Origin of the sequence: Acinetobacter terrae, assembly GCF_002135195.1 — a bacterium.
GTDB classification, from domain to species: Bacteria; Pseudomonadota; Gammaproteobacteria; order Pseudomonadales; family Moraxellaceae; genus Acinetobacter; species Acinetobacter terrae.
Genome location: NZ_NEGF01000003.1, coordinates 94662 through 111844, shown reverse-complemented (window position 1 = coordinate 111844; position 17183 = coordinate 94662). Strand labels below are relative to the sequence as shown.

Genomic DNA, 17183 nt, shown 5'->3' with positions numbered 1-17183 from the left:
CCCCCAAAAAATTATTATTTTGATCAATTGTATAGGTAGAAAAACATGGACAATAAATCGAACAAAAGTGAAGTGGCAGGCACTGATACTTTAGATAAACAAAATCAAAGCGCAAAAACCCAACAGTTAGATGCCTTCCGTAGTGATGCCACTGATCAAGCACTGACGACCAATCAAGGCGTAAAAATTGCTGATAATCAAAACAGTTTAAGGGCTGGAGTTCGAGGTTCGACCTTATTAGAAGATTTTATACTCAGGGAAAAAATCACGCATTTTGATCACGAACGTATACCAGAGCGAATTGTGCATGCGCGTGGTGTGGGTGCGCACGGTTATTTTCAAGCTTATGCGGGAAATGAAAAATATACCAAAGCCGGCTTTCTGACTGATCCTGATATTCAAACGCCAATTTTTGTACGCTTTTCGACAGTTCAAGGACCACGCGGTTCGGCAGATACAGTACGTGATATTCGTGGCTTTGCCATTAAGTTTTATACTCAGGAAGGCAATTATGATCTGGTCGGTAATAATGCACCGGTGTTTTTTGTCCAAGATGGGATTAAATTCCCCGACTTTGTACATGCTGTAAAACCAGAACCGCATACAGAAGTACCTACAGGTGGTTCTGCCCATGATACATTCTGGGATTTCGTTTCATTGGTTCCCGAATCGGCTCATGCCGTGATGTGGGCAATGTCTGATCGGGCGATTCCTCGCAATCTACGTTCAATTCAAGGTTTTGGCGTACATACGTTCCGGTTGATTAATGCCGAAGGTAAAGCCATATTTGTGAAATATCATTGGACACCAAAACAAGGTTTGAGCCAGTTGGTGTGGGATGAAGCGCAAAAAATAGCAGGGAAGGATCCAGACTTTCATCGACGTGATTTATATGATGCGATTGAAGCAGGGAATTATCCTGAATGGGAACTGGGTATCCAAATTGTACAAGAACAAGATGAAATGAAGTTTGATTTTGACTTGCTTGATCCAACCAAAATTATTCCTGAAGAACTGGTTCCTGTTACACCGATAGGAAAATTTGTACTGAATCGCAATGTTGATAATTTCTTTGCTGAAATTGAACAAGTCGCATTTTGTCCTGGGCATATTGTACCGGGAATTGATTTTACCAATGATCCACTTTTACAAGCCCGCTTATTTTCCTATACCGATACGCAACTGAGCCGTCTGGGTGGACCTAATTTCCACCAACTGCCGATTAATAAGCCCGTTTGCCCATTTCATAATAACCAGCGAGATGCGATGCACCAAACCACGATCCATAAAGGTCAGGCATCGTATCAACCTAATTCGATTGACAATAACTGGCCTGTAGAAACAGCACCTGCTGCAAAAAATGGCGGTTTTGAAAGCTATCAAGAACGCATTGATGGCAAGAAAATTCGTGCGCGCAGTGAGTCTTTTTCTGATCATTTTTCTCATGCACGTCTGTACTATAAGAGCTTAGCGCCTCATGAACAAAAGCATGTGGTAGATGCCTATATTTTTGAATTAAGTAAAGTGCAACGCAAACATATCCGAGAAAGGGAAGTGCAAGAAGTACTGGCAAATATTGATTTGGATTTAGCTCAACAAGTGGGTAAAAACTTGGGAATAGAAGTTCCTAATTCAGCACAAAATATGAAGTCCTCCACAGTAGAAAAATCAGCAAAATTTACTATGGAAGCTTTTATTCCTGAAGATATTAAAGCAAGAAAAATAGCAGTATTGGTTCATGACAAGGTGAACCAAGAGAATATTGCAGCCATTCAGCAATGGGCCAAAGCTGAAAATGTGGTTGCTCATATACTTACACCTACGCCAGCACCCGTTTTAAATAGCAAACAAGCGAAACTGGATTCCAATGGTATGCAGAAAGCAGAGCCATCCATCGCTTATGATGCAGTGATTGTTGTGGATGGTGATAACTATGAAGTCGTGAAACAAGATGGTGTAACTAAACATTATATTCTTGAAGCTTATAAGCATTTAAAACCGATTGTATTTTTAGGTGATAAGCAAAAACTGCTTGATGCTCTGCAACTTGTTACGGATGAAGGTACGTTGAGTACGGACAGTTTTGCTGCAATACAGGATAAATTTAAGGATTTAATTCGTCATCATCGTATTTGGGCGAGGGAAAAAAATGCCGAAGCAATTCCTGCTTAAATGCTTAAAAAGCATCTGTTTATTATTAAGCATTGTAAATTGAGCTATCACTGATATGGGGCAACAGCAATGTTTCTCCATCCAGTGATACATCATCATTTTAAATGAAAAGCATGGAATCTCACCTCCATGCTTTTCATAATTTTTATTATTTAAATTACATAAAAATCAATAAATTAAATTAATTATTTCATTTATGAGAAAATTTAGTCCTCTAGGTGACAAATATAGTCTAAGACGTCATCTGTCATAATCTTAAAACGACTATTTCTGGGGACATAAAATGATTGTCCAGCATAATAAATCTGACCTTCTATGTCATTTGCTATTTGAACATGACACTTACCTGAAATGATTTCTATACGTTCAGCTACATATGTTTCAAAGGTTAAAGGTCGTTCTGTGGGTAAAATGACGCCCAGTGTTTTTTTTATTCCATTTTTGAACTGGATCGTACGGCTAATAGATAAACCATCAAAATAAATATTCGGTTTTTTTACTACAGAAACAAAATCGAATTGAGTTGACATTAAGATGCTCCTGAAAGGTATTTTTATAATAATTGAGCCCTTACAGAATATATAATGGGAATAAAAACATGTACCTAAGATATATATTTTTTTGTTTAGTTGTGTAAAATTTGTACAGTTTCTTCTTGTGCAAAAATTATAACCTTGAGACATCTCAGCATTTAAAGCCTCTAATATTCTGAGGATATTTCGTCATCATCGTATCAAGTCTATCGAAAAAATACAGAAGCTATTTCTGCATAATGAACTGAATTTTTTCGGGAACAAATCCATAAAATCCATTGTATAGGTTGGGTTGTAGAGTCTAAATTATTGAACACTCAGCACGCTCAGTAGTCACTTGAATGCTCGTGTAGTGGATGAATTTTCAAGTTTATTACTTCAGTCCAAAAACAACAGTTGTGACAATCAACTCATTTGAGATGACGGGACCTTTCATAAAAGTGAGGACTATTTTAAGGACTCAGATTAAATAATCTATGATTTTAATATCTTATCACTGGATTCTAGGGACTGTGTTTTTGTAGCCATTAAGGCAGTTACAAAACATTTTTCAAATACTCAAAAAAGAAATTTATTGACGATTTTTTTGTGTATAATTTCGCCAAATTCAGCCTCTGTATAGTTATCGGTTTTCCGATAAGTCTACAGAGGTTTTTCTATGGAAATTATTTTGGAATGGGATGCCAAAACTTTCTTACCGTGGTGGCTCACACATGTTTTCTTCCAAAACAGCACATCTAGACCATGCAACACAACATCATGCACAGCGTCTATCCACACTGCTTTGTTTTTTCAGTCTGGGATTGAGTACCGCGGCTTGGGCTCCGCTTATTCCTTATGCGCAGCAACGACTTCATCTTAATCATGCTGACTTCGGTACGTTGTTACTGAGTATAGGATTAGGTTCCATGATTGCTATGCCGGCAACAGGACTCTTAATTCAAAAAGTTGGTTGTCGTGCGGTTATATCGGTAGCAATTTTACTCTTATTACTGGTTTTACCTACCTTTGCTTTAAGCAGTAGCGTGTTAATCATGTCAGTCGCTTTGTTCTTGTTTGGTACAGCTGCCGGTAGTTTAGGGGTTGCTATTAATTTACAAGCAGTCATTGTAGAAAAAAATAGTGCTAAAAGCATGATGTCTCAGTTCCACGGTATGTGCAGTTTAGGTGGTTTGGCGGGAGTAATGACGGTTACGGCATTGCTTGCGATCGGCGTATCACCACTAATGAGCGCTTTAACTATTTGTATTTTATTGATGATCATCAGTTTAATTGCTGTTCCGAATAATTTGTCTGAGATTGAAAATGATAAAAAAATCAATCCTGCTGAAATAGAGAATAAGCCTAGAAAATTACCTAGCCCCCTGATTCTACTGATTGGTCTGGTCTGTTTTATTGCTTTTCTTTCAGAAGGCTCAGCCATGGATTGGAGTGGTATTTATTTAGTCAGTGAATATGGCTTAAAACCGGCATATGCTGGACTGGCTTATACATTCTTTGCTATCGCAATGACTGCTGGACGTTTTGCGGGTCATTACTTGCAAAAAATACTGGGTGAAAAAAATATCATTGTTTATAGTGCAATTTGCGCATCACTCGGTCTTTTCACTGTAGTCATGGCGCCACATTGGATGGTTGTGCTATTCGGTTATTCTTTACTGGGTTTAGGTTGTTCTAATATTGTACCGGTAATGTTTTCACGTGTAGGTCGTCAAAATGTCATGCCCAAAGCAGCAGCTTTATCGTGTGTTTCTACTATGGCTTATAGCGGATCTTTATTAGGGCCTGCTTTGGTGGGACTGACCAGTGAAATGATGGGACTTACCCTTGTTTTTGGGATGATTGCCGCTTTATTAATGCTGATTGCCTTTTTAAATCATTTTACTCAGGTCAAAACCTCTTAATTTTTAATCCCTCATTTAAATAAATATACAGCCGGTCTATCAGATGATATATCGGCTTTTTTGCAGCTAAATATATAGATGATCTAATGCATATTTTTAATAACTGACAATTCGATTAGAGGATTTTCGAAGGGGAGATTTAAAAATATGCAATACAGGAACTCGTCTAAGATCCTTTAAAAAAGCATTACGCCAGTCATTAATATCAAAACTTTTTAGACCCTGCATTAATTGTTTATAACGCTCTAAACGTTCTGATTTTGACATGGTTAAAGCAGTCTTTAATGCCTTGATCATATCGCCACGATTTTCAGGATCGACAATAATGGCTTCTGACATTTGCTCCGCAGCACCGGTATATTTAGAAAGAATCAAAACACCGGGATTATCAGGATTTTGTGCTGCGATAAACTCCTTTGCAACCAGATTCATGCCATCACGTAATGAATTGACCCAACAGATATCGGACTGAAGATAAATTTTCATCAAGTCATCATGCGCTACAGTCTCATGGCTACAATTGATAGGCTGCCAATTATCCTGTGAAAACTCGTGATTAATAAAATCGACTTTTGAATCTATAAGCTCATATAGATTCTTATATGCCGGGATCTCCATACGGCATGGACAGGCGATTTGTAAATCGGTGATGTGTTTATGATATTCAGGGTTATTTTTCAGAAACTCTTCAAAAGCATTAAAACGCTCAATTAAACCTTTGGAATAATCGATACGGTCGACGCTAATAATTGTTTTTTGATCAATTAAATCCTCAAATTCAAAGATGGGGTGAGGATTCTCTTTTTTCTGTTGAGCGACTTTTTGGATCAGTTCGGGATTAATACCAATTGGATAACATTGAATAGTGGTCTGGTGGTTATTATAGTTCAGCACATTGGAATGAATGACTTCAGATGCCAAGAAATGATGACATACATCCATACATCGTTTTTGGTCATGTTCAGTCTGTAATCCGATCACATCATACTGACAAAGATCTTGAATGAGGGATTGGGCGGTCGGAAGTGAATTCCAGATATTTAAATCAGCAAAGGGAATATGTAAAAAAAATCCGATTCTATTTTGCATACCCAATTCACGACAATAATGCGCCACACTTAAAAAATGATAATCATGAATCCAAATGATATCATCCGGATGAGCAATTTGAGAAAGCTGCTGGGCAAATAAACGATTCACTTGTTGGTAGATTTTAAATTCTTCTGGTTGATATTCTATTAAGTCTGCACGGTTATGCATCGCTGGCCAAAGAGCACCATTTGCAAAGCCGCAATAATAGCCACTATATTGTTCCTCAGTTAGAGGGCAGGTAATGTATTCCACACCTTCATATTCAGTCGAACTAAAATGTGGATCATGGTGATTTTCAATTTTTTCACCATTCCAGCCCAACCAAATTCCTCCGATATCACTTAGTGCATCTTGTAAAGCAACAGCTAAGCCGCCAGCAGTGGATTTATCGGGATTGGGTAAACTCACACGATTCGATAATACAATTAATTTAGACATGCTTTTTCTCCATGTGATACTCCAGACTGTCTTGAAAAATGTGTTTTTAAGAATTGTGAAAATAAATCCAGAAAATGAGCGACATCTGCAACATTTTTAAGGCGATAGTGCGCTTGGGTTTGTTCTTCTCCAACTTTTATACTGACGCCGTGATAGTGATTGATTATTTTAAAACCGGATTCATCCGTTTTATCATCTCCAATAAAAATGGGTAAAACGTTGCTGAAATTAAAATGATCTAAAACCTTTTGAATAGCCCGTCCTTTATCAGCTTCTGCAGGTAATAATTCAAATACATATTTACCTTCATTAATTTTAAATTTTGGGTGCATACACTGGATATCATGCGCAATTTTTTTTGCAATTTCAGCCAGTTCAGGATATTCCCGATAATGTATAGTGACTGAATAATCTTTATTTTCAATTAATAGCTGAGGATAGGGAATACAAGCCTTATGAACATTGTGTTGCAGCAAAGAAATGTCAGTTTCATCAACGCATGTATTTAATTTCTTTTCCTGATCTATTTGTATTTCTAAACCATGTGTCCCTGCAATAGGTAACTGAAGAGGAGAAAATAGCTGAGCTGCTACTTGTACAGAACGTCCGGTTATAGCAATAACAGGAATGTCTAAATCCATGAGTTGCTGCAATGTTTGCAAGGTGGATTTAGGAATAAAACTTTGTGAAGGATCGATATGAAATTCGGAAAGTGTCCCATCGATATCAAGAAACAAACAGTATTGTTTTTCTTTAGAAAAATGATGAGAAATAAGTTGTAATAGGTTTGAAGAATAAGATTCATTATTTAAAAATTGGGTGGTAGCATTACGCATATTTGATATCTACTACTTATTCTGGTTAATAACTAATAGCATTAAAAATTTAAATATCGCCTCAATTTATTATTAAGCCTACATAATTTAAATAAAATTTACATATTTTCTTCTTATTTTAACTCTGTTTGTTTTTTGTTTTTATTTACATGTGCTTACCAATTTAATCAACGTGATTTATGGTTTTTTATATTAAAAAAATTAAAAACAAATCACCTTAATAAGGATGAAATTAAAGTAAATCTCATTATTTTAATCAGTGGTTTTTATCATCTAAAAACTAAAAAATACTTGTGGTAGCTAAGGCAAAAATAGCCAACTTTTTGAACTTAAAATCTTTAACTCCGATGTAATGTCCCCATATAAATATATGATCCACACATAGCGATACCCAATTCGGGGTACTGCTTGATTGCTATGGCAGGAGGTCAACGATATGTTTCACTTTTTCCGTAAATTATTCTGCATGCACACTTATGAATATTTCGAAGAAGTTGAATGTCGTAAGTGTGGCAAAACCAGACCTGATTAATTGCAGGTATGACTTCAAATAAGAAATACTATCTTGAAATTCTTGTCGAAATTTTAAGCTTGAAACCGAGTAGCATAATAAAGAGCTACTATGCGATCTTGAAAGTTTAGGGGATGGTACAAAATCACCTGAATTTGAAGTGACTTATGCATAGACTATTACCGGAACAATAGGTGTAGTGAGTAGTCATATTGCAGATCGCTTTGGCTGCTGATATGACAAGTGGTGTGATTGGTCGTTTTGATGTCATTACAGGGGAATGACGTTGGGTGTTTGACCCGGGTAATTCAGATTCAAGCTATGGGTTGTGGAAGCACTATTTCAACATAAAAGCATTGTTTCGAAATAAAAGTGCTTTAGATCCTGTAAAAACCTTGTGGTATTTTCCAGCAAGTTTAGACATTAAATTGCATGATGAGGGATTACAGGTCTCATCATGCAATACATTTTTTCTTGGATTAGATTCACCAGACAAGGACGTAAAATATTGATTCACTTTCCTGTCTCAAGTTGCCGGAACAGTATAAATTGATTGCCCTGCAAGAATCACTCGCTTTTTCCTGGGTTTATCTTTGCAACTTATTGTTGTTTATTTTAATTTTATTAACTTGCTTTTGACCAGGTTTCAAATTCATTTTGAATTTCATCAATCATAAAGCGCTGACAGTCGAAATTCCAAAAGCTGATTACAGTCTCAGTGATCTTATAACCTTTTGGCGTTTTCTTATAGTGTGTATCGAAGCGCTCTAGTAGATCTTTTGGTACTTCACTTGACTTAAGAAGGTTGCGTGCAATCATTGCACGATACAACCACGCATCCCATGCTGCCTGATCTTCTTTCAGGATGAATTGCTGTGTCTCTGTGTTATAGCCAATATTTAAAACATGGGGTTGTAATTTGAGGAAGCGAATGAACATTTGACGTTCAGCCTCCTTTTGTTCTGCAGTTAATTCCCCAAGCTGAATGGGCACTATAGACTTTCGACCTGAAAAGATTGGCGTGATCTCGACAGGTTCAGCGAAAGACTCTTTCAGAATTGAGCCTAAGTGAACGAAAATGTTGACCAAATCTAATTCGCTTATTGTTGTTGGTTTACGGACTAACTTGTCCACTGTTTCTAATAAGTTACGTTTTGCTTGAATGTCGTTCATATCATACCTTTTGAAAAATATATTTTTAGAATTTATGAAAAATAAGCTGGAAAACAAGGTTCTCCAACCTTAAAAAGTCCTGTCTTTAAAGGAACATTTCCTCAAAATACAATGGAAGTGGTAAATAGATTTCGCCTGATTTTATCTCGCCTAAATACAGCACGAAAATTTGAAATGTACGTTCATTCGATACACTTTGAATATGCACAAGCTGCTCGGCAGCCTCGGAAAGATCATGCATACAAGTAGCGTATCGAGGTGAATCATAAAAGTGGGCATTGGCATGGGGTTGTCCAGGTTTGTCCGACGCTTTCGAAATATTAGCGAATGCAAATTTGTCCTCATGCCAAAAGCCAATCACAAAACCTTGAAACTTTGCTTTTTTAAAAATTTTTTGGGCTTCGTTATCGATACTCATCAAATCCAAAACAGCTTGTTCATAATTTTCTTTTTTGAAAATGACCTTGCCTGCATGGTATGAGACAGGATCATATTCATTGTTGATCTTTGTAGATCTTTTTAATGGGTCAAGCCGTATATTCTTGTTTTCACCCACCACAAAAGTAATTTTATTGCTGTCATCAATATTCGAGGCTTCATTTAAGCAGCCGTTTAAATTGGACTCTTCTACGTTTAGATGTTCGGTTGCTTGAAAGATTTTATTAAAATCGTTAATTTTCACTATTTCACCTTTTGTTCAATAGTTGCCTTATTATTGTTTAATGCAACTTCAGATTTCTCGAAATTGACGTCATCATATAGATAGGCTGCTTCAATCACTTCACCCGCTTTGTTGAGGCGATAAATGAGTGGAGCTGAACCATCACCATGTGCAGTGTAAGAATTGGCACCAAATTCAAATACACCACCTTCTTTCATTGATTTTTTGACACTTCGATCGTGATTACCACCTGATGATAACGTGCATAAGTTGAAGTAAGCAGGAAGGTCTTGGCTGTTGCTATCTCCGTTATAACGTTCATACCAAAGCTCATCGAAAAAGCCTGCTTGTCCCGAATCAACCCCTACATCAAAGTCAGTGTTGAAATACCATTTCCCGTTTTCAATTGAATTAAAATTGGGTACTGATTCATGCTTGATCCGCAGAAAGTGAGTGCGGAGCGGTTTCCCTGCAGCATAAGCATCTTTCAGGTCAGTGATTTTTCTTTCGAGGTTCGCAATAAAGTCGCGTCGTTCGTCCGCTTCAATTTTCTTAACCTTTCCTCTGATCTGATCTTCGCTCAGGTGTTGGCTGTGTTGGTCAAGCATTAATGCACGGAACTTGGAAGGACGTGTGCTGATCGAAGGTCTTGCGTGGGCAAAAGTGGAATTGATTTCAAACAGTAACCAACTTTGTTTTCCCCAGTAATTGTATTCTTCTGACACATAGCACTTCGAATACCATTCCACTGCATCGTCTGCTAATTCTTTATAGATGCGTTGTTTTTCAACGTCCAGTTCTTCTTTGATCAGTTGAAAGAGTCTTTCAACGCTTTGCAACTTTCCGTCCCAATTGGCTTGATCATGCGCTTTACTGACCAGTTTTTCAAAAGAGAACAAGTGATCTTTGTAGGTCTCTCCAAACTTTGCGTGATAGTGCAGGAGATATTTAAATTGGTTGATTTTTTCCAACATACTGCGTTCATCGTAGGGATCGCGGAAAAAACCGATCTGGGCTTGGTACTTACCGTTGGCTGCCAGCATTGAACCTTTGCACCAAACGTCATTGGCATAACAAGGGTCAGTGAAGCGAATCGCTCCTGATACAATACTGAACTCACCTAAATCACGGACGTGGCGTGTACGTGAACTCTGTTTAATTTGGATAGGCATGTTATTTATTCCTGAGTAAGAACTTCTATTGCTTTTGTAGTAATTCCGCCTTTTGTGCAACGATTCCAAAATTGTTAAATACCTCCAGTGCCTCTTCGAGCTAAATTATTTCTGAATTGCATTTTTTCAGTTTGAGCAATATGTTTCTTGATTATTAGTTTGGTGTAACAACTCGTTTTGTGCTGTAGCTTACGCTTGAATTGTTAGCGTTTTATTTCAAAGATGCTTTTTTTTCATAAGAATTTTATTTCAAAGATACTTTTTTTCGTTAGCATTTTATTTCAAAGATGATTTTTTTTCGTAAGCATTTAATTTTATTCTTTATACGTTGCGCGTGATTAGTCGACTAGTCCTACCAAAAGTGGCATCCCTACATTTCACCTTATGTTAAGCAAGTTGTGCTTGTCGGAAAGCGTTGATCTTACGAGTGGAATTGCTACCGTACAGATTCGAGGATTTCCTGGGATGTTTTGAGCTTTGGCTTAAGAAAAGTGGGTGACATTACCTATCAGCGCATCAGCAAGCTGCTTCAATCTTGGTATTTACGTCGATCATTAATGTTTTGGATATTGGGGAAATGGCGTTGAAGCAGAAATATCTAGCAGTACATGATTTAGTCGGGGTGGGTTCTTAAGCATATGGGAGAATTTTAATAAAAATATTCTCTAAAACTTAATCAATAAAAATAACTTGGTATGAAAATTGCCTAATAATCATAATGATGCACTTTTATATCCATGCTGCTTTTATTGCTTTATTTCGGAGCAAGAGTGAAATCAAGAAATACTAAAATGGAGCAAAAATGAAAATTTATACTCAACGATTAGAACAACTTAAACACAATGAGCGGTTTGAAACGATTGAATTAACTTTTGATGTGCGTCAAAAGAGCCGTTTTCGTGCAACCTTACAAAATGGGGTTGATATTGGTGCGGATTTACCGCGCAACGGCATTTTACGTAGTGGCGCTTATATTGCAACAGCGCAGGGCGATGTGTTGCAAGTGAATGCACAAGCTGAACAACTCATGCAAGTCACAGCACAAACTGAATTTGATCTATTAAAAGCAGCCTACCACTTGGGCAACCGTCATGTTCCGTTAATGTTAACGCCTACAGCACTTTATTTTGAACCCGACCATGTTTTGGCTGAAATGGTCACAGGCTTAGGACTGAACGTGACGGAAACGCTGCACCCTTTTGAACCAGAAAGTGGGGCATATGCCCAGCATCAACATGATCATCGTCTAAGCCCAATTAAAGCTTTACAGCATGTCCATCACTAATGCGGCACAGCTGCTCAGTTTACTGACGCTGTCTTCTACGGCCTTGCCGATTGGAGCATATTGCTACTCGCAAGGCGTAGAAACTGCGATTGATCGCGGCATGATTCATGATGAAGCATCCAGTATTGCTTATTTTGAGGAAGTGCTCGAGATGTTGTTAATACGTTTCGAATTGCCGTTGTTAAAGCGCTTAATGCAATGCTTTGATGATGAAGCGCAATTTGAATATTGGGCAAATCTCTATCGTGCCAGTCGTGAAAGCAAAGAGCTGTTAGCAGAATCAACTCAATTGGCTTTTTCATTAAACGCCTGGATTCGCGATGTTTTAAAACAACCGGTCATGGTTAAAAAACAACTGGGGTTTATGCCGGTGTATGGGCATTTATGTGGCACTTTAGCCTTAAATTCAGCCGATGTACTTACCGCTTATACCTTCACTGTATTAGAAAACCAGGTGTTGGCTGCTGTAAAAACAGTACCGTTAGGACAAATGAGTGGACAACGGATTTTGTGGCATTTACATGGTCTTATTCCTGACTCAATTCAGCACGCTTTAAATTTAGACGATGCTGAAATCAGTAGTGCCTTACCACAATATGCCATGCTCAGCATGCAGCATGAAAACCAGTATTCAAGATTGTTTAGATCGTAAATATATAAAATTGAAGAAATAAAAGGGGAAATACAGATGTCAGAACGTAGTCCATTACGGGTTGGAATTGGCGGACCGGTCGGTTCCGGTAAAACAGCGTTAACCCTAAATTTATGTCAGGCCTTGCGTGAAAAATACAATATGGCTGTGGTCACCAATGACATCTATACCAAAGAAGACTCTAACTTCCTGACCCGTCATGAAGCGATGTCTCCAGACCGCATTGTGGGCGTAGAAACGGGCGGTTGTCCGCATACTGCCATTCGTGAAGATGCCTCAATTAACTTGGCGGCGATTGATGACTTGTGTGAAAAATTCGAAGGTTTAGAACTGATCATCATTGAAAGTGGCGGCGATAATTTAGCGGCAACCTTTAGTCCAGAACTGTCTGATTTAACCTTGTACGTGATTGATGTCGGTGGCGGCGAAAAAATTCCACGCAAAGGTGGACCGGGCATTACCAAATCTGACCTATTGATTATCAACAAAACAGATTTGGCACCCATGGTGGGTGCCAACCTGGATGTGATGGATCAAGACGCCAAACGTATGCGCGGCGAAAAACCGTTTTTATTTTCCAATATGAAAACCAAAGATGGACTGGAATCCATTATTTCTTTTATTGAAAAACAAGGTTTATTTAAGGCTTAAGCAGGAGAGTGATCATGTCAATGTTAAAAAGAATTTTTGCTGTTGTAATCGGCAGCTTACCAATGATCGCCATGGCACATCCTGGTCATGCCCATGAAAGCAGTTTTTGGACGGGATTTAGCCATCCTTTTACTGGCTTAGATCATTTAACCATGGCAATTGCTTTTGGGGTATTGCTTTGGACTGCCACTCAACGCTGGAAAGTCGCAGGCTTTTTGGGTTTAACGGCAGCGATGATTGCAGGCTTTGTTTTAGGACAGCTGCAAGTATTGCCGAATGTTTTTGCAGAATATGGCATTGTTTTATCTTTAGCCGTTTTGGCGACAGCGTTATTGATGAAATACAATCGTATTTTTGCTGTCGCGACCATGGTACTCGCAAGTTTCCATGGTGTGGCACATGGCAATGAACTGGGCCAATCAGGTCACATGCTGCAACTCATGTTGGGTATGGTCAGTGCGATGTCGATTATTTATCTGATCGGTTTAGGCTTAGGTGCATTGACTGAAAAATATCTGCCACATGGTCGTAAGATTATCGCCGCATTGGCAGCAATCCTTGCTGTTATTGGTCTGGCTTAATGCGTTTTAAGCAGTATTATCATGAACATGTTGAGCTTCCCCATCTCACAAATTGCTGATGCACAGAACCCATCGCAGCTTTGGTACGCGTGCCTCGAGCTTGGTTTTCGTTATCAAGCTGCGCAGCAACGCACGACCTTGGCGCATCGTAAACATTCGGGTCCGGTTCGGGTACAAAAGATGCTTTGGCCGGAAAAGAGTGGGGTGTGTCATGCCATTATTGTCCATCCTCCTGCCGGTATTGCCGGAGGCGACCACTTAACTTTTGACATGCAGGTGGATGCCGATGCTCATGCCTTGGTGACCACACCCGGGGCCGGAAAATGGTACAAAACCAACGGTAAATCGGCCTTTCAACATATTCATATTCGCTTAAAGGACAACGCTATTTTCGAATGGCTGCCGCAAGAAACCATGTTATTTAATGGCGCGCATGCGCATTCCGAAACCATTATTCAGTTAGATGCAGCATCGAGTTTTATTGGTTGGGATATGTTGGTGATTGGTCGCCAAGCCTGTGCAGAGCAGTTTACGCATGGTCAATACCGCAATCATTTTAAGCTGCTGCTCGAAGATAAATTGCTGGTAGCGGACAGTTTGAATTTTGTCGGCAATGATCGCTGGCTCAGTTCATGTTTGGGAATGAATGGTCAGGCCGTCATGGGCAGCTTTTGGGCTGTTGCACCGGAAAAATATCGTGCCACTGTCTATTTAGAAGAATATGTTGCCGTGATTCGTGAGCTGATCACCCGGATGAAAATCAATGTCACTTTGACGGTGTTGGGTGATGTCATTTGCGCACGTTTTTTAGGGGATGATGTACGGCAATGTCATGATGCTTTTGCCGCGATTCGAGCACGATTAAGACGTTATTGGTTTGATTTAGACGAAGAGTTTCCAAGAATCTGGCGGACTTAAAATCCCTCCCTTGCGCAGCAGTGCTGCTCACCTTTGCCAAAGGGAGGAGAAAAGCCCACCTCTTTTATAAAGAAGAATTTGGGGGGAGATTCAACCTTGCACACATTTTGCTTAGTAATAAATACATGAATTAGGAACCGTTTATGGAACTCAATCCCACAGAAAAAGACAAACTCCTGATTTTTACTGCGGGCTTAGTCGCAGAGCGTCGTAAAGCCCGTGGTTTAAAGCTCAACTATCCTGAGGCCATCGCCTATATTTCTGCGGCACTGCTTGAAGGTGCACGTGATGGTATGAGCGTGAGTGAACTGATGCATTTTGGTACAACCTTACTCAGCCGTGATGACGTGATGGATGGCATTGCCGAAATGATTGCTGAAGTGCAAGTGGAAGCCACCTTTCCTGACGGTTCAAAACTGGTCACCGTCCATCAACCGATTATTTGAATAAGGATAAGCCGATGATTCCGGGTGAAGTAATCACGCCTGATCGTGATATTGAATTAAATGTAGGACGTGAAACCTTAAAAATGAGAGTGGCCAATGCAGGTGACCGACCGATTCAGATTGGCTCACATTTTCATTTTGCGGAAGCCAATGATGCTTTGCAATTTGACCGCAATGCGGCACGCGGCTATCGGCTGAATATTGCTGCCGGTACGGCTGTACGTTTTGAACCCGGGCAAAGCCGAAATGTTGAACTCATTGCATTGGCCGGGAAACGTGAAGTTTATGGCTTTGCAGGACGAGTGATGGGTAAGCTCGATTCATAAAAATTGCATCAGAATTATAAAGGTTTATAAATCATGAAAATGTCGCGTCGCGCGTATGCCGAAATGTTTGGACCAACGGTAGGTGATCGGGTCCGCTTAGCCGATACCGAACTGTTTATTGAAGTTGAACAGGACTTCACAACCTATGGCGAAGAAGTAAAATTTGGTGGCGGGAAAGTCATTCGCGATGGCATGGGGCAATCTCAGCTTTTGTCATCAGAAGTGGCTGACACTGTCATTACAAATGCCCTGATTATCGATTGGTGGGGCATTGTCAAAGCCGATGTTGGCTTGAAAAATGGCCGAATCTGGAAAATTGGTAAAGCCGGAAATCCTGATATTCAACCGAATATTACCATTCCTTTAGGCGCAGCGACGGAAGTCATTGCGGGTGAAGGACAGATTCTCACTGCAGGCGGTATCGACACACATATTCACTGGATTTGTCCGCAACAAGTTGAAACGGCACTGATGTCTGGAACGACTACCATGATTGGCGGTGGTACCGGGCCAGCGGCAGGCACATCTGCAACTACGGTCACACCGGGGCCATGGCATATTGCCACCATGCTACAAGCCATTGATGACTTACCCATGAACATAGGTTTACTGGGTAAAGGCAACTTGAGTTTGCCTGATCCGATTCGTGAACAAATTGAAGCCGGTGTGGTCGGTTTAAAATTGCATGAAGATTGGGGATCAACGCCGGCGGCCATCGATAATTGTTTAAATGTCGCGGATGAATATGATGTGCAAGTGGCAATTCATACCGATACATTAAATGAAAGTGGTTTTTTGGAAGAAACTTTGGCGGCATTTAAAAACCGCACCATTCATACCTATCATACCGAAGGTGCTGGTGGTGGACATGCGCCTGACATTTTAAAAGCCATTGGTCAGCCGAATGTCTTACCATCTTCAACCAATCCAACCCGTCCATATACTATTAATACGATTGATGAGCACTTGGATATGTTGATGGTCTGCCATCATTTAGACCCATCTATCTCGGAAGATGTCGCATTTGCAGAAAGTCGGATTCGCCGCGAAACCATTGCTGCGGAAGATATTTTGCAGGACTTGGGTGCAATCGCGATGATGTCTTCGGACTCACAAGCCATGGGACGAGTCGGTGAAGTGATTATTCGCACATGGCAAACCGCCCATAAAATGAAAGTGCAACGTGGTTCATTAGACGGCGACACTGCCGCGCATGATAACAATCGTGTGAAGCGTTATATTGCCAAATACACCATTAACCCTGCCATTACCCACGGTTTAAGCCACGAAATTGGTTCGGTGGAAGAAGGCAAACTGGCCGATTTAGTGCTCTGGAAACCGGCATTTTTTGGTGTCAAACCGGCCATGATTATTAAAGGCGGGATGATTGCAGCAGCACCGATGGGTGATATTAACGGTTCTATTCCAACGCCACAGCCGGTGCATTACCGTCCGATGTTTGGGGCAAGCGCGCGCGGTGTACATAACACCTGTATTACTTTTTTGTCGCAAGCGGGCATTGAAAATGGTGTGGCGGAAAAGTTAGGGCTGAAAAAAATCATTTCACCAGTCAAAAATACCCGCAATATTTCTAAAGCAGATATGAAGCACAACACCTATACACCAGTGATGGAAGTCGATCCGGAGATTTATGAAGTGCGTGCGGATGGAGTGCATTTGACCTGTGAACCTGCGGAAGTGTTGCCTATGGCGCAAAGGTATTTCTTATTTTGATTTGACCTCTCCCTGACCCTTACTTGCGCTAAGTTTTAAAGCTGTGCTTTAAAATTTGCTCAGGAGAGGGAATTTCCATTATTTAAATAAATTTTGGA

General features: G+C 39.8%; 16 protein-coding genes. 10 read left to right on the top strand and 6 right to left on the bottom strand.

What is annotated here, in order from left to right; all coding sequences use genetic code 11:
- The first annotated feature begins 45 nt into the window (after positions 1-45).
- Positions 46-2172: a catalase HPII gene (gene katE / locus B9T23_RS04745; RefSeq protein ID WP_086193209.1), complete on the top strand. Its 2127-nt coding sequence runs from the start codon at positions 46-48 to the stop codon at positions 2170-2172.
- A 206-nt stretch (positions 2173-2378) separates the two neighbouring features.
- On the opposite strand, the gene B9T23_RS04740 is transcribed toward katE, so the two are convergent.
- Entirely contained in the window at positions 2379-2702 is a 324-nt protein-coding gene (locus B9T23_RS04740) for a pyrimidine/purine nucleoside phosphorylase (protein ID WP_067723577.1), read from the bottom strand.
- A gap of 716 nt (positions 2703-3418) precedes the next feature.
- On the opposite strand from B9T23_RS04740, the gene B9T23_RS04735 reads away from it, so the two are divergent.
- Positions 3419-4609, top strand: coding sequence for an MFS transporter (locus B9T23_RS04735; RefSeq protein ID WP_086193364.1), 1191 nt, complete (start codon positions 3419-3421; stop codon positions 4607-4609).
- 96 nt (positions 4610-4705) lie between these two features.
- On the opposite strand, the gene B9T23_RS04730 is transcribed toward B9T23_RS04735, so the two are convergent.
- The 5 genes from B9T23_RS04730 to B9T23_RS04710 form a co-directional block, all read right to left on the bottom strand.
- Positions 4706-6139: an alpha,alpha-trehalose-phosphate synthase (UDP-forming) gene (locus B9T23_RS04730; RefSeq protein ID WP_086193208.1), complete on the bottom strand. Its 1434-nt coding sequence runs from the start codon at positions 6137-6139 to the stop codon at positions 4706-4708.
- Complete coding sequence (gene otsB / locus B9T23_RS04725; protein WP_086193207.1) at positions 6127-6975, bottom strand: trehalose-phosphatase; 849 nt, start codon at positions 6973-6975, stop codon at positions 6127-6129. Before otsB ends, B9T23_RS04730 begins: the two co-directional genes overlap by 13 nt.
- A 1135-nt stretch (positions 6976-8110) precedes the next feature.
- Complete coding sequence (locus B9T23_RS04720) at positions 8111-8659, bottom strand: hypothetical protein (RefSeq protein WP_086193206.1); 549 nt, start codon at positions 8657-8659, stop codon at positions 8111-8113.
- An 85-nt stretch (positions 8660-8744) separates the two neighbouring features.
- Positions 8745-9341, bottom strand: a complete 597-nt coding sequence (locus B9T23_RS04715; RefSeq protein ID WP_086193205.1) for a hypothetical protein — start codon at positions 9339-9341, stop codon at positions 8745-8747.
- A complete protein-coding gene (locus B9T23_RS04710) occupies positions 9341-10492 on the bottom strand; it encodes a hypothetical protein (protein WP_086193204.1) in 1152 nt (383 codons plus the stop codon). The genes B9T23_RS04715 and B9T23_RS04710 overlap by 1 nt, the downstream gene beginning before the upstream one ends.
- 802 nt (positions 10493-11294) lie before the next feature.
- Here B9T23_RS04710 and ureE point away from each other — a divergent pair.
- From ureE to ureC, 8 genes are all read left to right on the top strand, one after another.
- The gene (ureE, locus tag B9T23_RS04705; protein ID WP_086193203.1) at positions 11295-11777 is read left to right on the top strand and encodes an urease accessory protein UreE; all 483 of its coding nucleotides are present in this window, start codon (positions 11295-11297) and stop codon (positions 11775-11777) included.
- Complete coding sequence (locus tag B9T23_RS04700) at positions 11764-12429, top strand: urease accessory protein UreF (protein WP_086193202.1); 666 nt, start codon at positions 11764-11766, stop codon at positions 12427-12429. The genes ureE and B9T23_RS04700 overlap by 14 nt, the downstream gene beginning before the upstream one ends.
- A gap of 36 nt (positions 12430-12465) precedes the next feature.
- On the top strand, positions 12466-13080 hold the full coding sequence (ureG, locus tag B9T23_RS04695) for an urease accessory protein UreG (RefSeq protein ID WP_086193201.1): 615 nt from the start codon (positions 12466-12468) through the stop codon (positions 13078-13080).
- A gap of 14 nt (positions 13081-13094) precedes the next feature.
- A complete protein-coding gene (locus B9T23_RS04690) occupies positions 13095-13661 on the top strand; it encodes a HupE/UreJ family protein (RefSeq protein ID WP_086193200.1) in 567 nt (188 codons plus the stop codon).
- Positions 13662-13688: 27 nt separating this feature from the next.
- Complete coding sequence (locus B9T23_RS04685) at positions 13689-14579, top strand: urease accessory protein UreD (RefSeq protein WP_086193363.1); 891 nt, start codon at positions 13689-13691, stop codon at positions 14577-14579.
- Between the two features lie 143 nt (positions 14580-14722).
- Complete coding sequence (ureA, locus tag B9T23_RS04680; RefSeq protein WP_067723553.1) at positions 14723-15025, top strand: urease subunit gamma; 303 nt, start codon at positions 14723-14725, stop codon at positions 15023-15025.
- A 14-nt stretch (positions 15026-15039) separates the two neighbouring features.
- Entirely contained in the window at positions 15040-15351 is a 312-nt protein-coding gene (locus tag B9T23_RS04675; protein ID WP_086193199.1) for an urease subunit beta, read from the top strand.
- 33 nt (positions 15352-15384) lie between these two features.
- The gene (ureC, locus tag B9T23_RS04670) at positions 15385-17085 is read left to right on the top strand and encodes an urease subunit alpha (protein WP_086193198.1); all 1701 of its coding nucleotides are present in this window, start codon (positions 15385-15387) and stop codon (positions 17083-17085) included.
- Positions 17086-17183 lie beyond the last annotated feature (98 nt).